The sequence below is a fragment of the Salinicola avicenniae genome (assembly GCF_023736115.1).
GTDB lineage: Bacteria > Pseudomonadota > Gammaproteobacteria > Pseudomonadales > Halomonadaceae > Salinicola > Salinicola avicenniae.
The window spans coordinates 177104-200657 of the sequence record NZ_JAKQZC010000003.1 but is presented as its reverse complement, the minus strand read 5'-3'; the positions used below and the strand labels follow the sequence as shown (position 1 = coordinate 200657).

Annotated in this window: 16 protein-coding genes; 2 read left to right on the top strand and 14 right to left on the bottom strand. The window is 64.7% G+C overall.

Translation table 11 applies throughout. The annotated features are described in order from the left end of the window. Positions 1–20: 20 nt before the first annotated feature. From eno to MC381_RS07355, 4 genes are all read right to left on the bottom strand, one after another. Entirely contained in the window at positions 21–1313 is a 1293-nt protein-coding gene (gene eno, locus MC381_RS07370; RefSeq protein WP_251977091.1) for a phosphopyruvate hydratase, read from the bottom strand. Positions 1314–1531: 218 nt separating this feature from the next. Beyond that, complete coding sequence (pyrG, locus tag MC381_RS07365) at positions 1532–3190, bottom strand: CTP synthase (protein WP_251977090.1); 1659 nt, start codon at positions 3188–3190, stop codon at positions 1532–1534. Positions 3191–3341: 151 nt separating this feature from the next. After that, positions 3342–4031, bottom strand: a complete 690-nt coding sequence (locus MC381_RS07360; protein WP_251977089.1) for a gamma-glutamylcyclotransferase — start codon at positions 4029–4031, stop codon at positions 3342–3344. Between the two features lie 132 nt (positions 4032–4163). Beyond that, positions 4164–5465 carry a solute carrier family 23 protein gene (locus MC381_RS07355; RefSeq protein ID WP_251977088.1) on the bottom strand — a complete coding sequence of 434 codons (1302 nt, stop codon included), beginning with the start codon at positions 5463–5465 and terminating at the stop codon, positions 4164–4166. Between the two features lie 271 nt (positions 5466–5736). Here MC381_RS07355 and MC381_RS07350 point away from each other — a divergent pair, with 271 nt between their 5' ends. Then, positions 5737–6945, top strand: coding sequence for an NAD(P)/FAD-dependent oxidoreductase (locus MC381_RS07350; protein WP_251977087.1), 1209 nt, complete (start codon positions 5737–5739; stop codon positions 6943–6945). Positions 6946–7075: 130 nt separating this feature from the next. Here MC381_RS07350 and MC381_RS07345 read toward each other — a convergent pair whose 3' ends face one another. The 10 genes from MC381_RS07345 to pilM all read right to left on the bottom strand — a co-directional run bounded on the left by MC381_RS07345 (position 7076) and on the right by pilM (position 20713). Continuing rightward, positions 7076–7312 (bottom strand): hypothetical protein, encoded by a 237-nt coding sequence (locus MC381_RS07345; protein ID WP_251977086.1) that lies wholly within the window; start codon positions 7310–7312, stop codon positions 7076–7078. Between the two features lie 167 nt (positions 7313–7479). Continuing rightward, positions 7480–8910 carry a glutamate synthase subunit beta gene (locus MC381_RS07340; RefSeq protein WP_251977085.1) on the bottom strand — a complete coding sequence of 477 codons (1431 nt, stop codon included), beginning with the start codon at positions 8908–8910 and terminating at the stop codon, positions 7480–7482. 29 nt (positions 8911–8939) lie between these two features. After that, complete coding sequence (gene gltB, locus MC381_RS07335) at positions 8940–13391, bottom strand: glutamate synthase large subunit (protein WP_251977084.1); 4452 nt, start codon at positions 13389–13391, stop codon at positions 8940–8942. A 673-nt stretch (positions 13392–14064) separates the two neighbouring features. Beyond that, complete coding sequence (gene aroB, locus MC381_RS07330; RefSeq protein ID WP_251977083.1) at positions 14065–15180, bottom strand: 3-dehydroquinate synthase; 1116 nt, start codon at positions 15178–15180, stop codon at positions 14065–14067. A 6-nt stretch (positions 15181–15186) separates the two neighbouring features. Next, complete coding sequence (gene aroK / locus MC381_RS07325; protein ID WP_251977082.1) at positions 15187–15747, bottom strand: shikimate kinase AroK; 561 nt, start codon at positions 15745–15747, stop codon at positions 15187–15189. Further along, on the bottom strand, positions 15747–17834 hold the full coding sequence (locus MC381_RS07320) for a type IV pilus secretin PilQ (RefSeq protein ID WP_251977081.1): 2088 nt from the start codon (positions 17832–17834) through the stop codon (positions 15747–15749). Before MC381_RS07320 ends, aroK begins: the two co-directional genes overlap by 1 nt. A 44-nt stretch (positions 17835–17878) precedes the next feature. Continuing rightward, entirely contained in the window at positions 17879–18430 is a 552-nt protein-coding gene (locus MC381_RS07315; protein WP_251977080.1) for a pilus assembly protein PilP, read from the bottom strand. Beyond that, a complete protein-coding gene (locus tag MC381_RS07310) occupies positions 18427–19101 on the bottom strand; it encodes a type IV pilus inner membrane component PilO (RefSeq protein WP_251977079.1) in 675 nt (224 codons plus the stop codon). Before MC381_RS07310 ends, MC381_RS07315 begins: the two co-directional genes overlap by 4 nt. Next, positions 19098–19661, bottom strand: coding sequence for a PilN domain-containing protein (locus MC381_RS07305; protein WP_251977078.1), 564 nt, complete (start codon positions 19659–19661; stop codon positions 19098–19100). Before MC381_RS07305 ends, MC381_RS07310 begins: the two co-directional genes overlap by 4 nt. Further along, positions 19658–20713 (bottom strand): type IV pilus assembly protein PilM, encoded by a 1056-nt coding sequence (pilM, locus tag MC381_RS07300; protein WP_251977472.1) that lies wholly within the window; start codon positions 20711–20713, stop codon positions 19658–19660. The genes MC381_RS07305 and pilM overlap by 4 nt, the downstream gene beginning before the upstream one ends. A 236-nt stretch (positions 20714–20949) precedes the next feature. Here pilM and MC381_RS07295 point away from each other — a divergent pair, with 236 nt between their 5' ends. Further along, positions 20950–23472 (top strand): penicillin-binding protein 1A, encoded by a 2523-nt coding sequence (locus MC381_RS07295; RefSeq protein WP_251977077.1) that lies wholly within the window; start codon positions 20950–20952, stop codon positions 23470–23472. Positions 23473–23554: the final 82 nt, after the last annotated feature.

Below are 23554 nucleotides of genomic sequence, written 5' to 3'. Positions count from 1 at the left end.
TATGGCGAGTCAAGCGAACATCACTGCCCCTTGATCGCTTTCAAGCCCGGATAGGCGGCCTTGTCACCCAGCTCCTGCTCGATCACCAGCAGACGGTTGTACTTGGCGACACGGTCGGAGCGGCAGAGCGAACCGGTCTTGATCTGGCCGGCGGCGGTGCCCACGGCGAGATCGGCGATGGTGGTATCTTCGGTCTCGCCGGAGCGATGCGAAATGACCGCGGTGAAGCCGGCATCCTGCGCCATCTTGATCGCATCCAGCGTCTCGGAGAGCGAGCCGATCTGGTTGAACTTGATCAGGATGGAGTTGCCGATCTTCTCGTCGATACCGCGCTTGAGAATGCGGGTATTGGTGACGAAGAGATCGTCACCGACCAGCTGCACCTTGTCGCCGATCTTGTCGGTCAGCGCCTTCCAGCCGTCCCAGTCGGACTCGTCCATGCCATCCTCGATCGACACGATCGGGTACTGACGGGAAAGCTCGGCCAGGTAGTCGGCGAAGCCGGAGGCGTCATACTGCTTGCCTTCACCGGAAAGGTCGTAGACGCCATCCTGGTAGAACTCGGAAGAGGCGCAGTCGAGCGCCAGCGTCACATCCTTGCCCAGGGTGTAGCCGGCATCTTCCACCGCCTGCTGGATCACCGCCAGCGCTTCGGCGTTCGACGACAGGTTGGGCGCAAAGCCGCCCTCGTCGCCGACCGATGTGGAGAGCCCCTTGGCGGAAAGCACCTTCTTCAGGGCGTGGAAGATCTCGGCCCCGGTGCGCAGCGCCTCGCGGAAGTTCGGCGCCCCCACCGGCTGAATCATGAACTCCTGGATGTCGACGTTGTTGTCGGCGTGCTCGCCACCGTTGAGGATATTCATCATCGGCACCGGCATCAGGTAGTGACCCGGCTGACCGTAGAGCTCGGCGATATGCGCGTAGAGCGGCACGCCTTTCTCGGTCGCCGCCGCCTTGGCCGCCGCCAGCGACACGGCGAGAATGGCGTTGGCGCCAAGATTCGCCTTGTTGTCGGTACCATCGAGCGCGAGCATGGCGTCATCCAGCGCGCGCTGGTCGCTGGCGTCCATGCCCAGCAGGCGCTCGCGAATCTGGCCATTGACGGCTTCGACGGCCTTCAGCACACCCTTGCCGAGATAGCGACTCTTGTCGCCGTCGCGCAGCTCCAGCGCCTCGCGCGAGCCGGTAGAGGCACCACTCGGGGCACAAGCGCTGCCGACGATGCCACCCGCCAGCGTGACCTGGGCCTGCACGGTCGGATTGCCCCGGGAGTCGAGCACTTCGAGCGCACGAATATCAACGATCTCAGCCATGTTACGTCATCCTGTCGGTTGCGTTTTCAACGAGTGAAGCGCCCGAGGCGTGCTCGTGCCGGGCGCGATGATCAGAAGCCGGCGCGGTGTCCGTCGCGGCGAGGCGAACGCTCGCCAGCATGTAGACACGCCTCCCGAGCTTAGCGAGACTCTCCGTTCGCGGTCCACTCCGACCAACGAAAGCGGGGGATGAATCGCTTCATCCCCCGCTGCGGGCCTCACTCTGCGTGGCTGACGCCTTGCAGCCGTTGGCGATTCGCCTTGTGCTCCAGCGCGGCATTGACGAAGCCGGTGAAGAGCGGGTGGCCATCACGCGGTGTCGAGGTGAACTCCGGGTGGAACTGGCAGGCCACGAACCAGGGATGATCCGGCAGCTCGATCATCTCGACGAGCGACTGATCGCCGCTCTTGCCGGAGACAATCAGCCCGGCCGACTCTAGCTCGGCGACGAACTGGTCGTTGACCTCGAAGCGATGGCGATGGCGCTCGGTGATGGTATCCAGTCCATAGATCTGATGCGCCTTGGAGCCCGGCTTGAGCTGGCATTCCTGACCGCCCAGACGCATGGTGCCGCCAAGGTCGGAAGCCTCGTCGCGCAGCTCGATCTGGCCTTCGGCATTGATCCATTCGGTGATCAGGCCGACCACCGGGTGCTTGGTATCACGGGTGAACTCGGTCGAGTTGGCGTCTTCCCAGCCGGCCACGTGGCGGGCGAACTCGATCACCGCCACCTGCATGCCGAGGCAGATGCCGAGGTAGGGGATGCCATTCTCGCGGGCAAAGCGGGCCGTCTGGATCTTGCCTTCCACGCCGCGCTCGCCAAAGCCACCCGGTACCAGGATCGCGTCCTTGCCGGCCAAGCGCTCGGTGCCGTGACGTTCGATCAGTTCCGAGTCGACATACTCGATATTGACCTTCACCCGGGTCTGAATGCCGGCGTGAATCAGCGCCTCGTTGAGCGACTTGTAGGCGTCGAGCAGCTCCATGTACTTGCCGACCATGGCGATATTGATCGACTTGAGCGGATTGAGCTTGGCATCGAGCACGTGAATCCACTCGGCGAGATCCGCCGGCGCCGCCTCGAGACGGAACTTGTCGCAGACGATCTCGTCGAGCCCGTGCTCGTGGAGCATCAGCGGAATGCGATAGATCGTGTCGGCATCCTGCAGCGGGATGACCGCACGCTCCTCGACGTTGGTGAACAGCGCGATCTTGCGTCGCTCGCTCTCCTCGAGTTCGACCTCGCTACGGCAGATCAGGATATCCGGCTGGATACCGATCGAGCGTAGCTCCTTGACGCTGTGCTGGGTCGGCTTGGTCTTGGTCTCGCCGGCGGTCTTGATGTAGGGCACCAGCGTCAGGTGCATGAACAGCGCGCGGCTGGCGCCGACTTCGCTGCGCAGCTGACGGATCGATTCCAGGAACGGCAGCGATTCGATATCGCCCACGGTGCCGCCGATCTCGACCAGCGCCACGTCGTAGCCCTCTCCCCCCTTGATCACACGATGCTTGATCTCGTCGGTGATGTGCGGGATCACCTGCACCGTGCCGCCGAGATAGTCGCCGCGGCGCTCCTTGCGCAGCACGTGCTCGTAGACGCGACCGGTGGTGAAGTTGTTGCCCTGGGTCATCTTGGTGCGGATGAAACGCTCGTAATGACCCAGATCGAGATCGGTCTCCGCGCCATCCTCGGTGACAAACACCTCGCCATGCTGGAACGGACTCATGGTCCCCGGATCGACGTTGATGTACGGATCCAGCTTGAGAATGGTGACCTTGAGGCCGCGTGCCTCGAGAATCGCCGCCAGCGAAGCCGACGCGATGCCCTTGCCCAGAGAGGACACAACGCCGCCGGTCACGAAGATATATCGTGTCATGGAAAACCTGTCGAATCGTGGTCGTAAGAGCCCGGGGGAGAAAGTCGGGCCAGGATGGGTCGTCAGATTACCAGATTCCTCAGCCAGCCTCAATTTGGATCCACCCGCCGCCGAGAAAGGCGCTCGACGGGCTTCAACTCAGGGCTTCAACTCACTGACGCACGGCGCGCTGCAACCACTCCAGACGACGATCGCGAATTCCCAGCGAATGCAGATCGCCCACGGTGTTGTCGAGATATTCCCGACACGAGCCGAGCACCCCGCGACCGGTGCGCAGAAGCTGGATCACGACATCGTCGCTCTGCCGGCCGATATAGCGGTCATGCTGCGGGTTGATCACGAAGGCGATGCCCCAGATCGGGCCGACATCGGTCTTCAGCTTGACCCAGCGCGGGCGGTAGGCACCGGTCAGCATCTCGCGACGCCACACCAGGGTCAGTTCGCGCTCGAGATGCTCGCCGGGCACGCGCAGGGCAACGCCGTGACAGGAGCCCCCGGGAGCAAGCGCCAGCATCAATCCCGGCGTCTCCGGGGTGCCTCGACCATGGTCGAGCTTGAGGCAGAAGTCTCGGTGAAAACCGAACAGCCGGCAGGTATGGCGCTCCGCCACCTCGACACAAGGGTTCCAGATCAGCGATCCGTAGGCGAACAGATAGACGCCGTCGAGGTGGCGCGCCCCCGGCGGCGCAGTCGCCAGCATGTGATGAATCGAACGCTGCAGCTGCTGCTGGCTCTGCAAGGCGACTTCGGGGTGAGCATGCTCGAAGTGATGACGGATCAGATCCTGTTCCAGCACCTCGCGCGTCATGGCGATCGACTTCTCGCCGGCTTGCTTGGTCATCTCGATTCTCTGCCGGAGCGGGTCATGAAAGGAGTGGGTCACGAACGGAGCGGGTCATGAAAACCATCGGGGAGCACGTCATCGACGCCTCCCCGAACAGCCTAACGCGCTAAGGATATAAAACGAAGCGCTTCACGCCGCGCTCGGAGGGCGCTGCAGTCGGCGCAACAGCGCGTTGAGCAGGATCGCCCCGAACGTCGCGGTGCCGATACCATCCAGCGTGAAGCCACCCAGCGCCAGCGAAAAGTTGCCGGCGCCGAGCACCAGCGTCACCGCCACCACGATCAGGTTGACGTTGTCGCCGAGATCGACCGCGTTCTGTACCCAGATCCGCGCACCGGCGACCGCGATCAGACCGAAGACCACGATGGAAGCGCCTGCCAGCACCGGGCCGGGAATGGTCTGGATCAACGCGCCGAAGCGCGGCGAGAAGCCAAGCAGAATGGCAAAACCGGCTGCCGCGACAAAGATCAGCGTCGAGTAGACCCGCGTCACCGCCATGACCCCGATATTCTCGGCATAGGTGGTGACGCCGGTACCGCCGGCGGCGCCGGAAACCATGGTCGCCACGCCGTCGCCGAAGAACGCGCGCCCGATATAGGGATCAAGATTGCGCCCGGTCATCGCCCCGACAGCCTTGATATGCCCCAGGTTCTCGGCCACCAGAATGACCGCGACCGGCGCAATCAGCACCGCCGCATGCGCCGTGAACGTCGGCGCGGTAAAGCTCGGCAGGCCGAACCACGGGGCCGCACCGATGATCGAGAAATCGATCGGCGCGCCCCACCCGAGGCCATTGGTGACCAGTACGTAGATCAGGTAAGCGGCCACCAGGCCGACGAGAATCAACAGGCGCTGCAGCATGCCGCGGGTCAGCACCGCTGCCAGCCCGACGCAGAGAATGGTCACCAGCGCCATGATCGCGTCGAAGTTGGAGTCGGCCACGCTGGAGACTGCCACGGGCGCCAGGTTGAGCCCGATCGTCATGACGATCGCCCCGGTCACCACCGGCGGCATCAGCGCCTCGATCCAGCGCGTGCCCGCCGCCATCACCACCAGCCCGACCACGGCATAGAGCGCGCCACACACGATGATGCCGCCTAACGCCAGCGCGATCGACGGGTTGCCGCCACTCCCGCCGTAGCCGCTTGCCGCGATCACCACCCCGATGAAAGCGAAGCTGGAGCCGAGATAGCTCGGCACGCGGCCGCCGACGATGACGAAGAACAGCAGCGTCCCGATGCCAGACATCAGGATCGCCAGATTAGGATCGAACCCCATCAGCAGCGGCGCCAGCACGGTGGAACCGAACATCGCGACCGCATGCTGCACGCCCATCGCCAGCGTCTGCAGCGGCGGCAGTGTTTCATCGGGCGCGACCAGACCGTCGCGGGTGGCGTCGACACGTCGCCAGCGGGGAAACCAGGAAGACATCGGTGTTGTTCTCCAGCGAAGCCGTCGCACGGCACCGAAAGCGGCGAGCGGCCTGAATGATCGATTGTGCACGGCCCGCGCGGGCGCAGCGGACGCCGTACCCCGCACATTCTACCGCCAGGCCCTGTCGCTGTCCGCCCGGACCGGTCTCGCAAGCCGATTCGCCACGTCGCGAAGGTGTGAACTAGGCTGACAATTCCGAGCCGGCACCGGCCCTGGCCGCGCGGCTCGGGAGCCCTTTCCACGCGCTTCGCAGAACTAAGGAGCGGTTATGCAACGCTACGACTATCTCATCGTCGGCGCCGGCATGGTGGCGGCCAATGCCATCGATGGCATCCGCGAGCAAGACACCGACGGCAGCATCGGCATCCTGGGTGCTGAGCCACACGGGCCGGTGACGCGCCCGGCGCTCTCCAAGAAGCTCTGGACCGACCCGGACTTCACCGAAGACAAGATCTGGATGCAGCCAGAGCATGACGCGCACACCACGTTGCACACCAACACCCGAGTGACCGCAATCGACCGGAACGCCCGCACGGTGACCGTGGAGAGCGGGGAAGCGATCGGCTACGGCAAGCTGCTGCTGGCCACGGGCGGCGCCCCGGTGCGACTCGACGCGCTGCCCGAAAGCGAGCAGGTACGCTACTTCCGCGACTATGCGGACTATCGTCGGCTGCGGGAACTCGCGAGCGAGCCTCGCCATGTCGCGGTCATCGGCGGCAGCTACATCGGCACCGAACTCGCCGCCGCGCTGATCCAGAACGGCTGTCGCGTCACGCTCGTCTACCCGGAGGCCGTCCTCGGCGGCGGCATGCTGCCGCCCTCGCTCGCCGATCGCCTCCACCAGACCTACCTCGACCGAGGTGTCGAACTGCTCGGCGGGCGCAAGGTCGAGGGCGGTGAAGAGGCCGACGGCAAGGTCACTCTGGCGCTCGATGACGGTAGCCGACTTGAGGTCGACGCCGTCGTCTTCGGGCTGGGCGTTACTGCCTGTAGCGAACTGGCCGAGCAGGCGGGACTCGAGGTCGATGGCGGCATTGTCGTCGACGACCGCCTCGCCACCGCCGACGATGCGATCTTTGCCGCCGGCGACGTCGCGATCTACCCCGACCGAATTCTCGGGCGCTGGCAGGCCGAGCATGTCGATAACGCCAATTTCATGGGCGCCACCGTCGGACGCATCATGGCCGGCAGCGACGAGCGCTACACGCACACGCCCTACTTCTACTCCAACGTCTTCGATATCGCCTGGAAAGCGATCGGTACCCTCGACAGCTCGCTCGACATCGTCGAGGACGTCAGGGATGGCAAGGGGGTCTACTACTATCGAGGCAGGGAGAGCGATGAGACAGGCGGGCGCGTGAAAGGCATACTGCTACTGGGGCTCGATGCCGACCGACTGGACCTGGCCCGCGACGTCCTCGCGGTGCCCGAGCCGTTGCCGGCCGAATCGCTGATCGGGCGCATCCCGCTGGACTGACCTTTCGGATTGACCTTCCGGACCGGCCTTGGGGATTGCCCTTTAGAACAGCCCTTTGGAACGGCCCTAGGCATGAACCCGCGGGATCACGCGCCGGCGCGTGGCGACGCGCGCCGGCCGAGCGGGAAAGCTACTGGTCGAGGCGAGCGTGGATGATGTTGGCTCGGCGCTCGATCTCCTCGAGCATCCCCTGGCACTCCTCCGACATGCCGCTGTCGTTCTCCTTCGGCAGCGAGAAGTAAGCCTGCAGCTGATGATAGTCGGCCAGGGCCTGCGCGAGATCACCCGTGCCTTCCAGCACGTGCTCTTCCAGCGCTCGCAGGCGCGCGTTGGCCTGGTCCAGAATGCTGCGTTCGAGTCTGATCATGGGTCTCTCCTCTGCGGGCGATGCATATGAAGCGCGCCACTCTATAGATTCCACGCTGGCGATACCACCGCAAACCGCCAACATCCGCCGAGTCATGTCGTCCCGGCAGGCGATAAAAAAGGCGCCAGCGAAACCGCTGGCACCCCGGAACAGCGACCGACGAGGCTTCAGACCTTGAGATAGTCGAGAATCCCCTCGGCTGCCTGACGACCTTCGTAGACGGCGGTGACCACGAGATCGGAACCTCGCACCATATCGCCGCCGGCAAAGACCTTCTCATTGCTAGTCTGATAAGCGAACCGCGCCATCTGTGCCGGAATCTCCGGCGCCAGCACGCGCCCCCGCGCATCAACCTCGATCTGGTGGGTGTCGAACCACTCGATCTCGCTGGGCTGGAAACCAAAGGCGATGACTACCGCATCGCAGGCCAGGACTTCTTCGGAGCCCGGTACCACTTCGGCGCTGCGACGGCCTTTTTCATCCGGCTCGCCCATGCGCGTGCGGACCACCTTGACGCCCTCGACCTTGTCTTCTCCCACGATCGCGACCGGCTGACGGTTGAACAGGAACTCCACGCCCTCCTCGCGGGCGTTGGCCACCTCGCGCTTGGAACCGGGCATGTTCTCCTCGTCGCGACGATAGGCACAGGTCACGCTGGCCGCGCCCTGACGAATCGAGGTGCGATTGCAGTCCATGGCGGTATCGCCGCCGCCGAGCACCACCACGCGCCGCCCCTGCATCGAGACGTAGTCCGCCGAATCCTTCTCGAAACCGAGATGATGATTGGCGTTGGCGATCAGGAAATCCAGCGCCTTGTAGACACCGTCCATCTCCTCGCCGGGAAAGCCGCCGACCATGTACTTGTAGGTCCCCATGCCGAGGAAGACCGCGTCGTACTCGTCATCGAGCTGCTCGAAGGTGACGTCGCGGCCGATCTCGGTATTGAGGCGGAACTCGACCCCCATCTCCTCGAACACCGCCCGACGGCGCTCCATCACATGCTTCTCGAGCTTGAACTCGGGGATGCCGAAGGTCAGCAGGCCGCCGATCTCCGGGTAGCGGTCATAGACCACCGCCTTGACGCCGTTGCGCACCAGGATATCGGCGCAGCCGAGGCCGGCCGGGCCGGCGCCGATGATCGCGACGCGCTTGTCGGTCCAGCTCACGTTGGACATGTCCGGCCGCCAACCCATGGCGAACGCCGTGTCAGTGATGTACTTCTCCACCGACCCGATGGTCACTGCGCCGAAACCATCGTTCAGCGTGCAGTCACCCTCGCACAGGCGATCCTGCGGACAGACACGACCGCACACCTCCGGCAGCGAATTGGTGCGGTGCGACATCTCCGCAGCCTCGAGGATATTGCCCTCGCTGACCAGCTTGAGCCAGTTGGGGATGTAGTTGTGTACCGGGCACTTCCACTCGCAGTACGGGTTGCCGCAGTGCAGGCAGCGATGCGCTTGACTGGCCGCCTCGCTGGGCTTGAACGGCTCGTAGATCTCGGCGAATTCCTTTGCGCGGCTGCGAGCGTCCTTTTTCTGCGGATCGCGGCGGCCGACATCGATGAACTGGAAGTCGTTGCTCAAACGGTTTGCCATGTGCTCTCTCCTCGCTCGATCTGCGCGACTTATTCAGGCTGACGCCGCGATTGGGCGAGCAGGCCGTTGAGGCTGGCCGCCTTGGGCTTCACCAGCCAGAAATGGCGGATGAAGTCGGAAAAATCCTCCAGAATCGCGCGTCCACGCGCCGAGCCGGTCTCCTCGACGTATTCGGTGATCACTTCGCGCAGGTGTCGGCGGTAAGCCTCCATCGACTCGGTATTGATACGATGGATCTCCACCAGTTCGTGGTTATAGCGGTCGACGAAGGCACGATCCTCGTCGAGCACGTAGGCGAAACCGCCCGTCATGCCGGCGCCGAAGTTGATGCCGGTCCTGCCCAGCACGCAGACCAGACCGCCGGTCATGTACTCGCAGCAGTGGTCACCGGCACCCTCTATCACCGCATGCGCCCCGGAGTTGCGTACGCCGAAGCGCTCGCCAGCCATACCGGCGGCGAACAGCCGACCACCGGTCGCACCGTAGAGGCAGGTGTTGCCGATGATCGCCGTTTCGTGGCTTGCGAAGCGGCTCGTCCGCGGCGGCACGATCACGACCTTGCCGCCGTTCATGCCCTTGCCGACGTAGTCGTTGGCGTCACCCTCCAGATAGAGGTTGAGCCCGCGCGCATTCCAGACACCGAAGCTCTGCCCGGCGACGCCGGTGAAATGCGCGTTGATCGGTGCGTCCTCGAGACCCGCCTCACCGTAGCGCTTGGCGATCTCGCCGGAAGCGCGCGCCGCTACCGAGCGGTCGCAATTGGTGAGGGTGAAGGAGAAGTCACCGCCGGACTTCGACTCGATTGCCGATGCCAGCGCGTCGAACACCTCCTGGTTCTTGGCACCCGGATCGTGCGGCACGTTACGACTGACCTGGCAGAACTGCGGCGCCGAGGCGTCGACGAAATCGTTGGTCAGCAGCGGCGTCAGGTCGAGCTTGCGCTGCGCGGCGGTCTCGCCCTCGAGCAGCTCCAGCAGGTCGGTGCGGCCGATCAGGTCGGTCAACTGGCGCACGCCGAGCAGCGCCATCAGCTCGCGCACCTCCTCGGCAATGAAGCGGAAGTAGTGCTTGACCATGTCCACCGTGCCGCGGAAATGCTCGTCGCGCAGCTCCTGATGCTGGGTCGCGACACCGGTGGCACAGTTGTTGAGGTGACAGATCTTCAGATACTTGCAGCCCAGCGCGACCATCGGTGCGGTACCGAAGCCGAAGCTCTCGGCACCCAGGATCGCTGCCTTGACCACGTCGAGCCCGGTCTTCAGGCCACCATCGGTCTGCAGGCGAATCTTGTCGCGCAGCCCGTTGATGCGCAGCGCCTGGTGCACCTCGGGCAGGCCCAGCTCCCATGGGCTGCCGGCATGACGAATCGAGGTGATCGGGCTCGCTGCGGTACCGCCGTCATAGCCGGAGACGGTGATCAGATCGGCATACGCCTTGGCCACGCCGGTGGCAATGGTACCGATGCCCGGCTCCGAGACCAGCTTGACCGAGACCTGCGCACTCGGGTTGACCTGCTTGAGGTCGAAGATCAGCTGCGCCAGATCCTCGATCGAATAGATGTCGTGGTGCGGCGGCGGCGAGATCAGCGTGACGCCCGGCACCGCATAGCGCAGCCGCGCGATGGTGTCGTTGACCTTGCCACCCGGCAACTGGCCGCCCTCGCCCGGCTTGGCTCCCTGGGCCACCTTGATTTGCAGGACCTCGGCGTTGACCAGATAGGCCGGCGTCACACCGAAGCGCCCGGAGGCAATCTGCTTGATTTTGGAGGAGCGAATGGTGCCGTAGCGCGCCGGATCCTCACCGCCTTCACCGGAGTTGGAGCGCCCGCCGGTCTCGTTCATCGCCTGTGCCAGGGCCTCGTGGGCCTCCGGCGACAGTGCGCCGAGCGACATGCCGGCGCTGTCGAAGCGCGGCAGCAGGTTCTCGACCGGTTCGATCTCGTCCAGCGGCAACGGCTCGGGCGCCGGCTTGAGCTTGAGCAGGTCGCGAATGGTCGCCACCGGCCGCTCGTTGACCAGTCGTGCGAACGCCTTCCACTTGGCGTAGTCGCCCTGCTGAACCGCCTGCTGCAGGGTCATCACCACGTCGGGGTTGTAGGCATGGAACTCATGGCCGTGGACGAACTTGACCAGACCGCCCTGCTTGATGCCCTTGCGCGGCACCCAGGCGTCGCGCGCCGCCAGCGCCTGCTGCATCTGCAGCTCGCTGAAGCCGGTACCCTCGATCCGCGACATCATGCCGTCGAAGCACATCGACATGACCTCGGAACCCAGCCCCACCGCCTCGAACAGCTGCGAGCCACGATAGGAGGAGATCTGCGAGATGCCCATCTTCGAGAGAATCTTGAACAACCCCTTCTGCATGCCCTTGCGATAGTTCTCGCGCGCATCCGCCGGGTTGCCGACCAGCTCACCGGTACGGTGCATGTCCGCCATCACCTGGTAGGCAAGATAGGGGTAGACCGCCGTCGCGCCGACGCCGAAGAAGACCGCCATCTGATGGGCGTCGCGCGCATAGCCGGTCTCGACCACCAGATTGACCTTGGGCCGCAGCGCCAGCTTCGACAGGTGATGATGCACGGCCCCCGTCGCTAGAAGCGCCTGGATCGGCAGATGATTCGGCTCGAGCTCGGCATCCGACAGCACCAGGATGACCTTGCCGTCGTTGGCCGCCTGCTCGGCGTGCTGGCAGAGCGCAACCAGCGCCTGCTTCAGCGAGGTCGTTTCGGGGTCGTAGTGCAGCGGCAGCTTGAGCGAGGTGAAAGCTGGTTCATCCTGCGACAGCAGCGTGGTGAACTTGCGCGGCGACAGCACCGGCGTGGTCAGAATCAGACGATGCGCGTGCTCAGGTGTTGCCTGGAAGACATTGAGCTCGGCGCCCATGCAGGTCTCAAGCGACATCACGATCGCTTCACGCAGCGGGTCGATCGGCGGGTTGGTGACCTGCGCGAACTTCTGGCGGAAGAAATCGGTGAGCAGTCGATTCTGGCGCGACAGCACTGCCATCGGCGTGTCATCGCCCATCGAACCGACCGCTTCTTGGCCGCTTTCCGCCAGCGGACGCAGCAGCTGGTCACGCTCCTCGAAGGTCACCGAGAACATTTTCTGGTAGACATTGAGCTCTTCGAGCGACATCGGCTGGAAACGTGCCAGCTCCGTCAGCGCGGACTCGAGGTAGTGGGCCCGCTCCTTGAGCCAGCGACGGTAGGGATAGGCCGACTTGAGCCGCTTGTCGATGTCATCGGTATGCAGGACCTCACCGGTTTCGGTGTCGACGGCGAGAATTTGCCCCGGCCCTACGCGCCCCTTGGCGATGACCGATTCAGGCTGGTAGTCCCAGACCCCGATTTCGGACGAGAGCGTGATGTAGCCGTTGTCGGTAATGACCCAGCGCGCCGGACGCAGACCGTTGCGATCGAGCATGCAGACCGCGTGACGCCCTTCGGTCATGACGATCCCGGCGGGGCCGTCCCACGCCTCCATATGCATGGAGTTGTACTCGTAGAACGCCCGCAGGTCGCCATCCATCGTCTCGACGTTCTGCCACGCCGGCGGCACCATCATGCGCACCGCGTTGTAGAGATCCATACCGCCCGTCAGCAGCACCTCGAGCATATTGTCCATGCTCGACGAGTCGGACCCCGTGGTATTGACGATCTCGTCGAGACCGTCAATATCCGGCAGCAGCTCGTTGACGAAATTCGCCTTGCGCGCATTGGCCCAGCCGCGGTTGGCCTCGATCGTATTGATCTCGCCGTTATGCGCCATGAAGCGGAATGGCTGCGCCAGGGGCCAGCGCGGTGCCGTATTGGTCGAGAAACGCTGGTGGAAAACGCAGATCGCGGTCTCGAGCCGCTCGTCGCCGAGATCCTTGAAGAAGGTCGGCAGATCGGCGGGCATCATCAACCCTTTGTAGGAAACGACCTTGGACGACAGCGAGCAGACATAGAACTCCGACTCGCCGCGCAGCTTCTGCTCGGCGTGGCGACGCGCCATGAACAGCTCGACGTTGAAGGCGGCATCGGACTGCGCCGAATCCCCCTCGACAAAGACCTGGCGAATACGTGGCATGCAGTCAAGCGCCATCGGCCCGCAGACGCTCGGGTCGGTGGGGACATCGCGCCACCCCTGGACGCGCAGACCGCGCTCGACAAGCTCTCCCTCGAGCACTTCTCGAGCCGCGGTCTCGCGGGCGTCATCATCCGGAAAGAACACCACGCCGACGGCGAAACGCTCACCGAGTTCAGCGTCCAGCGCCTCGCGCGCGATATCGCGCATGAAACCGGTCGGCATTTTCAGCAGCAGACCACAGCCATCGCCGGTCTTGCCGTCTGCCGCGATCCCGCCACGGTGCGTCATGCAGGTCAGCGACTCGATCGCCGTCTCGAGCAGATCGTGACTGGCCTGCCCTTCCATATGCGCGATCAGACCGAAGCCGCAGTTGTCACGGAATTCGCCGGGCTGGTGAAGACCTCTCATCATGGGCGTGCCTCACAAAGCTGTATCAAAATCCAGGTCCTTGCGTCAGGTCGAACAAGGATATATATTGGAGGGTTTTTTATTATTATAACCAAGCGTCACTGGCGCTTTTCGGCGTCGAAAGATGCCGACAATATCGCCTCAGACCGCAGTCAAAAGGCCGGTCAGAATAGCCAGTCCGCCACGCCCGTGCAATCGCCGATTCCCGCTTTCGCCCTACAAAGGTATTGGAAATCGAGAACTTAGCGATACTTTCTCCGAAATCACTCGCCATCTCAAAGACTTAGCAGGATGCGTTAGACCAAAGTCTAAGAGAAGGCCGCCAGCAAGGCACCTGGCGCCCTCACCGGCTCAAGATAACGCCCGCCCCATACCGATACGGCATGGAGCATGCAGATCGCACCGCAAAAACGCCTCGACGACGCATCATTCGGCCAGCGTCATGCGCCGTTCGGCCGTCTCGCCGACGTGACCGGTTTCTTACCGACAGGGACACCGATAAGCTCGGCGAGCCTGCAGCCACGAACTTGGCGTCAGGAGACCGGGGCGTGCGGCCGCCGTGGATAACAGAGAATGCGCCACAGGCATCGCTGGCGAGATAGGGAAGGCGCGTCGGGTCGACAGCGCGCGACGGAGCGTGTTGGCGCGCCACAACAGCGCACTCAACACGGGCGAATCATGCCAGACGGGGGAACTCGGCCAGCAGGCACTCGAGCTGGTCGGGCGGCGTATCGTCGCGAATGCAGGCCTCTCCCAGGGCGGTGAGCAGGATCAAGCGCAGCCGGGCGTCCAGATTCTTCTTGTCGAGACGCATCCGTACGAGGAAGTCGTCAGGGGTCATGTTGGCCGGCGCCCTGACCGGCAGTGCCGCGGCTTCGAGAATGCCGCCAACCCGCGCGAGGGCATCCGCGTCGAGCCAGCCGCGACGCGCGGAGAGCACCGCCGCCATCATCATGCCGGCACCCACCGCTTCACCATGCAACCAGTTGCCGTAGCCCTGGTGCGCCTCGATCGCATGGCCGAAAGTGTGCCCCAGATTGAGCAGGGCGCGTACGCCCTGCTCGGTCTCATCCTCGGCGACGATCTCCGCCTTGATCTCGCAGCTGCGGCGAATGGCATGCCTGACGGCGTCGGGCGCCAGCTCCCGCAAGGCAGACATTTCTCGCTCCAACCAGACGAGGAACTCGCGATCCCGAATCAGACCGTACTTGATCACCTCGGCCAGTCCGGCGGAGAGCTCGCGAGCCGGCAGCGTGACCAGGGTGTCGGTATCGACCAGCACCGCGCGGGGCTGCCAGAAGGCCCCGATCATGTTCTTGCCGCGCGGATGATTGACGCCGGTCTTGCCGCCAACCGAGGAATCGACCTGCGCCAGCAGAGTCGTGGGAATCTGGATAAAGCCCACGCCGCGCTGATAGCTGGCGGCGGCGTAGCCGGTCATATCACCGACCACACCACCGCCCAGCGCGATCAGCGTGCAGCGGCGATTGAAACCGGCGGCCAGCAGCGCATCCCAGATACGCTCGACCGAAGCCAAGGTCTTCGTCGCCTCGCCGTCCGGCAGGATCACCTCGCGCACGTCGAGATCGGCACTCGCCAGCGTGGCGCGAAGCGTGGCCAGATAGTGCGGCGCCACGACCTCGTTGGTCACGATCATGACCTGGCGACCGGCCAGATGCGGCAGCAGATGATCACGACTCGTCAGCAGCCCCGCCCCGATATGGATGGGATAGCTGCGCTCGCCGAGCGAAACATCGAGGGTATCCACGGAGCGCGGCGAGACTGACGACATGACGAGTTACCTTTGCTGGGAAAGTGAGCGCTGCACCTTGAGCGGTTCGGACAGCCGCGACACGCGGCGCAGGATTTCGTTGACCACGCTCTTCGGGCCACGCCGGTCGGTACGCACGATCACGTCGGCAGTGGCACGATAGAGCGGATCGCGAACGGCGAACAGGTCGCGCAGGACCTTTTCGGGGTTGGTGTTCTGCAAGAGGGGGCGATTGCGATCGCGGGCAGTTCGGCGAATCTGCTGCTCGACGGTCGTGGCGAGATAGATCACGGTACCGCGCTCGCGCAGGATGCCGCGATTCTCCTCGCGCATCACCGCCCCGCCGCCGGTCGCCATGACGATGTCGTCGCGCCGGGTCAGCTCGTCGAGCATGGCTGTTTCCCGGTCGCGAAACCCCTGCTCGCCCTCGACATCGAAGATCCACGGGATATTCGCCCCGCACCGCGCCTCGATTTGATGGTCGCTATCCAGGAATTCGCGCTGCAATTCGGCCGCCAGAAGGCGGCCGATTGTGCTTTTGCCGGCCCCCATGGGACCGATGAGAAAAAGATTGGGAAGCGACCGCATCAGGGAATGGCCAGTCCGTCCTCGATGATCTTGGGCGTGATGAATACCAGCAATTCTACCTTCTCGTTGCTTTCCTGGGTATACCGAAACAGTTGCCCGAGCAGCGGGATGTCGCCGAGAAGGGGCGTCTTGAACAGTGTACGCATCTGCTCGGAGGTCAGAATACCGCCCAGCACCACCGTCTCGCCGTTATCCACCAGCACCTGGGTCTCGATCTCGTTGGTATCGATCGCCGGCACACCGTCGTAACGGGTATCGGAGATATCGTCGTTGTTGACGCGCAGATCCATGATGATGCGATCGTCCGGCGTGATCTGCGGCGTGACCTCGAGCGACAGCACCGCCTCCTTGAACTCGGTGCTGGTCGCTCCGCTCGACGAGGCCTCCTGGTACGGCACCTCCTGCCCCTGCTTGATGACCGCGGTCCGCTGGTTGGCGGTAATCACCTTGGGTTGGGAGATGGTCTGACTCTTGCCTTCGCTTTCCAGCGCGCGCAGCTCGAGATCGATCAGCACATCGCCGGACAGATAGCCGAAGCTGAACGCGGAGCCCGGGTTGACGGCATTGCCCAGATCCACTGCCAGCCCCCCGCCGTAGGAGGCCGGATCGTCGGCGGTCCCTGGCACGCTAGCGGGATCGCCGTCGGCAGCGCCACTGAAATTGAAACGACTACCCGCCGGCGAAGAGAGCCCCCAGTTGACCCCCAGCTCATGCGTCGCGCTATCGCGGGCGATGACGATGCGCGCCTCGATCTGCACCTGACGCACGGGAATATCGAGATGCTCGATGGTGCGCCGGATCGCCTCGATCTGCTCTCGGGTATCCTGCAAAATCAACGTATTGGTTCGCGCATCGACGGTAACGCGCCCCCGCTCGGACATCAGCCCGATCCCTTCGCCGCCGCGCAGCATCGCGGCCAGCGTCTCCGCCTTGGCATAACGGATCTGCATGAATTCGGTGGCCAGCGGCGCCAGCTGGCGCGACTGTTCGCGCGAAGCCAGCGTGCGCTGCTGCAGGCCGGCCAGCTCGTCAGCCGGCGCTACCATCATGACGTCCCCTTCTCGGCGCGACGCCAGCCCACGACTCTGCAGCACCAGTGCTAGCGCCTGATCCCAGGGCACATCATAAAGATGCAATGTCACGTTACCCTGTACGCTGTCGCTGGCGATCACATTGAGCCCCGAGACCTCGGCGATGATCGACAGCACGTCGCGCACCGGGATGTCCTGAAAATCCAAGGTGATGCGCTGACCGGTATAGGACGCCTCGCGCGCCGCCGGTCGCTCGAGGGTACCGGCCGGCGCCAGCGTGACCGTCAGGTTGCGTCCGCTTTGGGCCACCAGCGGCTCGACCGCGGCATTGGCGACGATGTCGAACCGGACGCCGCCCCGTTCGCGCCGAGGCTCGATACGCGTGACTGCCGTGCCGAAATCGCTGACATCGAGGCGCTGATACTGGGCGTCCGGCAGCGTCACGCCGGGCAGCAGGATACTCGCACGCTCGCCCTGCCCACTGACCTGCGCCGCCGCACCGGCCTGGCTCAGCGTCAGCTCGAGCACCCCCTCGCCCGCCGGACCACGACGAAAATCGATTGCACTCACCGTCGGCGTCGCCACCTCTTCATCCTCGGCCGCCGAACCACTATCAGCGATCACCGAACCACTATCAGCGATCACCGAATCGCTGGCGCTCACCGCAGGCGGGGCGTCACCCGTCTCGCCCGATGACGAGTCGGTATCGACCGGCTCACCGAGATGCAACACGACCCGCTGATCGAAGCGCTCGAGGCGATAGGCCGACGGCGTCTCGAGATCGAACACCAGGCGCGTGCGCTCGCCGGCGCCCAGCACCCGGACCGACTCGACGCCGCCGCTGTCGACCCGAAAGCGCGATTGCGACAGGCCGCTCTGCGCCGCGAGCAGGTCGAGCGAGAGACGCGCCGGCGATTCGGTGCGGTAGCCGCGCATCTCCGGCACGCCCCCCACGAAGCGCAGATCGACATCGAGTCGCCCAGGTCCCCGCTCGGTGAACGTCAGCGCCGTCAGCGTCGGCTGCGCCCAGGCCACCAGCGCAACGCTCCATAACATTATCGCCAGCACCGCGCGCCTGACTGTCCCTCGAAAGTTCATGCTCATTCCCCTACCGATCCCGGGTTCGCGTCGCCGGCGTCTTGTGAAGTCATTGACAGCCGCTGCGTGCGTTCGCGCCAGCCCCCCTCGCCGTCGGGCACCGTCTCCACCAGCGTCAGCGCACGACGCCCGACACTGACGACACGGCCACGATCGCGCCCAAGATGGTCGCCGACACCGATGCGCCGCACGCGACCATCGGGCGCCGCTACCAGTCCCGACGTCACTCCACCGAGAGCCAGTGTCCCCACCAGCGCGAGCCGGTCCAGCTCGAAGCTTTCCAGCGGTTGACGGGGACGACCGGCATCCGGAGGCGGCGACGGCTCCGGCGTCGCCTCGGGCAGCACCTGATCGGCCATGAACGGGCTTCTTTGATCACGCTGGTGATAGTGCGCGATCCGATAGTCCGGCATCGCCGGCAATGGACTGATCTGCCCCTGAGGCCGGCTGCGCAGAGCATCCAGATGCGCCTGCAGGGCATCGAGGTCGGCATCGACGCAGCCGCCCAGCCAAAGCAACGCCACCAGCCCCCCCGCCAAGCGCTGTCGAATCACTGGTCACCTCCCGTCGCACCCGGCAAGGCCTCGTCGCGATAGCGATAGGTCTTCGCCAACATCGACAGATGCAGCCCGTTCGCCGCCGGCTTCAGCGTGAAATCGTGCAGCGTGACGATACGCGGCATGGCGGCGACGCGTGCCAGGAAGGCAGCGATCTGGTGGTAGCCTCCGCGCACCTCGATATCGAAGGGCTGCTCCAGATAGAAATCCCGCGTGACCGCCGGGCGCAGCGTGATGCTGTCGATATCGAGCTGCTGCTCGCGAGCGGCATCACTGATCGCATCCAGCAGCGCGGGCACCTCGGCGTCGCCGGGCAGCATCCGCAGCACCTGCTGCATACGCTGGTCCAGCTCGGCCATCTGGCGCTCCATGGCCGCGAGATTGACCGCCTGATACGAGAGCGTCTCGAAGCGCTGCAAGGCCTGTGACTCCTCGACAGTCAGCCGGTGATGCTGCGCTCGTGGCGTCGTGGCCAGAAACCATTGCGCGCCGCCGCCGGCGGCCACGAACAGCACCACGGCCATCAGCGCCTGCAGACTGGCCGGCCAGGTGCCGGCCTCCTTGACGTCGAGTTCGCGCCACGGCAGCTCGCGTAGCTGGCGCCCCTGGTCACGCAGCGTTGCCTTCAGACGCGCCGCGCGCGAGCGCACTGCCTCGAGCGGCATCATGGCGTCGTCTCCTGGCTCGGCAGGCGACGCTCTTCAACGCTCATGTGAAAGCGCTTCGGCGCGCCGGGAGACTCGCCGGACTGCACATCGGAGAGCAGCGGAACGCCAAAGACGGGACTCCGTTCCAGCGCGCGCATCTGGTCGGAAACCTGACGATTGGCGAGTGCCACGCCATTCAGCTCGAGACGCCGGTCGTGCCGGGAAAGCTCGGTGAAGTGGACACCATCGACCAGCGTCGCGGCCAACTGGTCGAACACCCGCACGGTGCCCGGCCGGCTTGCCTGCAGCGCCGTAATCAGCTCGATCTGCTCGAGCATGCGTTCGCGCAGCTGCCGGTAGTCGCGGACCGCCTGAATATCGCTATTGAGCGCCTCGGCATCTCGCTGGACCATTGCCAGTCGCGCTTGCTGGGCTCTCACCTGCGCCTGTTCGTACTGGGCGATCAGCCAGCCGCCGAGCAGACCGAGCAGCAGAGTCGCGAACAGGAGCTGCTGAAAGCGCCGGGTTCGCTGCTGGCGCTGGCGTTCGCGCCAGGGCAGCAGGTTGATCTCGATGGTCATGACTGCACCCGCATCGCCAGGCCGCAGGCGGTGAGCATGGCCGGCGCATCCGCCGCCAACGCCCCGACATCGAGCCGCGAGCTGATCCGCATCTGCGTGAACGGGTTGGCCAGGGTCGCCTCGAGCCCGCTCTGGGCGCGCAGACGCTCGGCAAAGCCGGGCAGGGCGCTGGAACCGCCAGCCAGCACCAGGTGACGAATCTCCTGCTGGCCAGCCGTGGTGGAATAGAGCTGCAGCGAGCGTCCGATATGCTGGATCAGAGTATCGATGAACGGCATCAGCACCGACTGACGATAGTCGTCGGGCAACCCGCCGCGTTTCTTGGCCCGCCCGGCCGCCTCGAAGCTGAGACCGTAGCGCTTGCTGATCGCGTTGGTCAGTTGCCGTCCGCCGTAGAGATTGTCACGGCTGTAGACGATGCGACCGGCCCGGATCACGTGAAAGGCACACAGATTGGCACCGATATCGACCAGCGCGATGGTCTCATCGCCCCCGCCCGCATACTGGGTCTGCAGCGCCCGGCAGGCCCGTTCCAGCGCGAACCCCTCGACGTCGACCGCGACAGCTTCGAGCCCCGCCGCCTCCAGCGTCGATGTCAGGGTATCGATATCCTGCAGACGGCAGGCCGCCAGCAGAATCTCCTGCTGATCGTCGTAGCGAGGGTGACGCCCCAGACGCTGAAAATCGAACGCCACCTCATTGAGCGGAAACGGCACGTACTTTTCCGATTCCATCTGGATTCGCGCTTCGATATCGTCGTCGCTCAGCGCCGCCGGCAGGGAAAGATGACGCGTAATCGCGGCGGCGGTGGGCACCGCCACCACGGCCCGGCGCGACTTGAGATTGCCGTGCTCGACCGCCCGGCGCAGCGCGTCCACCACCTCGCTCTTGTCGCGTATGCGGCGCTCGACCACGGCCCCTTCCTGCAAAGGCCTGACGGCATAGCTGTCGACGCGCAGCCCGCTACCGTGGCGCTCCAGCTCGATCAGCTTGACGGTAGCCGAGGTGATGTCCACTCCCACCATGCCACGGGAGGACCGGTTCAAGCGCAGCACTGCCTCTCCTCGCGAAATCCAAGAATCCTAAAAGGATTTAACGGCCTAGAAAGCCATGACTTGAGACATTTTGTTACATTTATTTCGCACTGGTTGCAGGAAGCGGCGAGCGCGAAACTGGCTCCCACCTCGCCGCGTCCATATAATGCGGCAGGCTAGAGCCCTTACCGGGCCCAGGGAATGCGGACACGCACGCGGCCGGATCGCCACCAGTCAAGGAATCACGCCTTTCTATGAAGCTCTTCACCCGCCTACTGACCTCCGCCATCTGGTTGCTGCTGGCGCTCGGCACCGGTGTCGCCTTGGCGGTCGTCGGCGCAGCGCTGTACTTCGCGCCCGGCCTGCCGGATGTCCGCCAGCTCCAGAACTACGAACTGCAGACGCCGCTTCGGGTCTTCACCGAGGATGGCAAGCTGATCGGGGAGTACGGCGAAGAGCGCCGCATGCCGGTCAGCTACGACGAGATTCCCCAACCGCTGATCGACGCCCTGCTGGCGGCCGAGGATGCGAGCTTCTACACCCACCCCGGCGTCGACCCCAAGGGCCTGCTGCGCGCGGCGGTGGAGCTTGCCTCCAGCGGCAACATCCAGTCCGGCGGCAGCACCATCACCATGCAGGTTGCGCGTAACTACCTGCTGACACTGGACCAGACCTTCACCCGCAAGATTCGCGAGATCCTGCTGGCGCTGCAGATGGAACAGATCCTGAGCAAGCCCGAGATCCTCGAGCTCTACGTCAACAAGATCTATCTTGGCCACCGCTCCTACGGGATCGCCGCCGCGGCCAATACCTACTACGGCAAGCCGCTCGACGAGTTGACGCTGCCGCAGTTCGCCATGATCGCCGGCCTGCCGAAGGCCCCTTCCAGCTTCAATCCGCTGGCCAATCCGGAACGCGCGCTGATTCGGCGCAACTGGATCCTCTACCGCATGCGCGAACTCGGCTCGATCGATCAGGCGCAGTATCAGGAAGCGGTCAAGGCACCGATCACGGCCAGCCAGCACGTGGCCCAGGCCGAGGTCGAGGCGCCCTATGTGGCCGAGATGGCACGCAGCTACGCGGTGGAACGCTTCGGCGACAAGGCCTACACCGACAACATCCGCATTACCACCACGCTCGACAGTCAGCGTCAGACCGAGGCTCGAGGTGCCCTGGTGCAGGGATTGATCGACTACGACACGCGTCACGGCTGGCGCGGCGCGGAAGAGAAGGACATTCCGCCAAGCCTGGTCGAAGCGCAGGACCGGACCGAGCGCCAGGGACTGGAAGAAGAGCTCTCCGAATCCCCCGAGGTGATCGAGACCGCACGCCAGGCGGCCCAGAGCAGCGAGGCGAGCGTCGAGGGCATCGATGGCGACGTCAGCAACTGGCTCAAGGTGCTGGCACGCACGCCTGCCTACGGCCCGCTCAAGCCGGCGATCGTGGTGTCGACCGACGGCCGCGAGATGCGCGTGCTGAACGCCGATGGCGAGCTGATCGATCTCGACTGGGACGGACTCCAGTGGGCCCGGACCTACCACAGCGCCAAGTGGCGCGGCGACGTGCCGGCCGATGCCGCCGCGATTGCCAGCCGCGGAGACCTCGTCCGAATTCTCGACGAGGGAGATCACTGGCGACTCTCGCAGCGGCCTGACGCGGAAGCCGCGATCGTCGCGCTCGACCCGCAGACCGGCGCCATCGAAGCACTGCAAGGCGGCTTCAGCTTCGCCGCCAGCAAGTTCAACCGCGCCATTCAGGCCCAGCGCCAGGTCGGCTCCAACTTCAAGCCGTTCGTCTATCTGGCGGCACTGCAGGAAGGCCGCATGAGCGCGGCCACCATCATCAACGACGCCCCGGTCGTGATGGAACAGTTCAGCGGCGACGACTGGCGCCCGGAAAACGCCGAGCGCCAGTTCCAGGGGCCGACACGCCTGCGCGTCGGGCTCTACACCTCGCGCAACCTGGTGACGATCCGCGTACTGCAGTCGCTGGGACTGGACAACGCGCTCAATTTTCTCGAGCGCTTCGGCTTCTCTCGCGACCGCCTGCCTCACGGACTCTCCCTGGCGCTGGGCAGCGCCTCGCTGACACCGCTGGAGATTGCCAATGCCTATGCCGTCCTCGCCAACGGCGGCTTCCAGGTCTCGCCGTGGTATATCCAGGAAGTGACCCAGGGCAGCCAGAATACGGTCGTCGAGGAGGCCAACCCATTGGTCGCCTGCCGCGACTGCGCGGAAGACGCCACCCAGACCGAGATCGAAGGCGAGCCGCGCCGCATCGCGCCCCGGGTGGTGGAACCCGATGCCCTCTACATCCTGCGCAGCATTTTGCGCGACGTCATCGAACGCGGCACCGGCCGCGGTGCCCTGTCGCTGGAACGCGGTGACATCGTCGGCAAGACCGGCACCACCAACGACCAGCGGGATGCCTGGTTCTCCGGGTTCAATGACAATCTCGTCACCACGGTCTGGGTCGGCAAGGACGACAACTCCACGACCGCGGAGTACGGCGCCCAGGCGGCGCTGCCGATCTGGAAGTCGTTCATGGGTCAGGCGCTGGCCGGCACCCCGGAAGCGGTCCCGCCTCGCCCTGACAACATCGTCGAGATCCGCATCGATCCGGACACCGGAAAGCGCCTGCACGACGACCAGCCGGGCGGCATCCGCGAGATCTTCCGCGAAGACAATCTGCCCGAGTATCAGCCGCGCGGCATGCGGCCAGAGCTGGAGGATGAGAGCGGGTCTCAGGGAACGGGCACGTATGAAGCCATCTTCTGATACATTGTTCGGGGCCTCGCGGCCCCGGCGTTTTTTATCCACCCTCGCTCGTCACCGCAACAGGACGTCGCAGCGACGCTGA

Coding starts and splice junctions, on each gene's coding strand:
- eno (WP_251977091.1), bottom strand. CDS start 1,313: ATGGCTGAGATCGTTGATATTCGTGCGCTCGAAGTGCTCGACTCCCGG.
- pyrG (WP_251977090.1), bottom strand. CDS start 3,190: ATGACACGATATATCTTCGTGACCGGCGGCGTTGTGTCCTCTCTGGGC.
- MC381_RS07360 (WP_251977089.1), bottom strand. CDS start 4,031: ATGACCAAGCAAGCCGGCGAGAAGTCGATCGCCATGACGCGCGAGGTG.
- MC381_RS07355 (WP_251977088.1), bottom strand. CDS start 5,465: ATGTCTTCCTGGTTTCCCCGCTGGCGACGTGTCGACGCCACCCGCGAC.
- MC381_RS07350 (WP_251977087.1), top strand. CDS start 5,737: ATGCAACGCTACGACTATCTCATCGTCGGCGCCGGCATGGTGGCGGCC.
- MC381_RS07345 (WP_251977086.1), bottom strand. CDS start 7,312: ATGATCAGACTCGAACGCAGCATTCTGGACCAGGCCAACGCGCGCCTG.
- MC381_RS07340 (WP_251977085.1), bottom strand. CDS start 8,910: ATGGCAAACCGTTTGAGCAACGACTTCCAGTTCATCGATGTCGGCCGC.
- gltB (WP_251977084.1), bottom strand. CDS start 13,391: ATGATGAGAGGTCTTCACCAGCCCGGCGAATTCCGTGACAACTGCGGC.
- aroB (WP_251977083.1), bottom strand. CDS start 15,180: ATGTCGTCAGTCTCGCCGCGCTCCGTGGATACCCTCGATGTTTCGCTC.
- aroK (WP_251977082.1), bottom strand. CDS start 15,747: ATGCGGTCGCTTCCCAATCTTTTTCTCATCGGTCCCATGGGGGCCGGC.
- MC381_RS07320 (WP_251977081.1), bottom strand. CDS start 17,834: ATGTTATGGAGCGTTGCGCTGGTGGCCTGGGCGCAGCCGACGCTGACG.
- MC381_RS07310 (WP_251977079.1), bottom strand. CDS start 19,101: ATGATGCCGCTCGAGGCAGTGCGCTCGCGCGCGGCGCGTCTGAAGGCA.
- MC381_RS07305 (WP_251977078.1), bottom strand. CDS start 19,661: ATGACCATCGAGATCAACCTGCTGCCCTGGCGCGAACGCCAGCGCCAG.
- MC381_RS07295 (WP_251977077.1), top strand. CDS start 20,950: ATGAAGCTCTTCACCCGCCTACTGACCTCCGCCATCTGGTTGCTGCTG.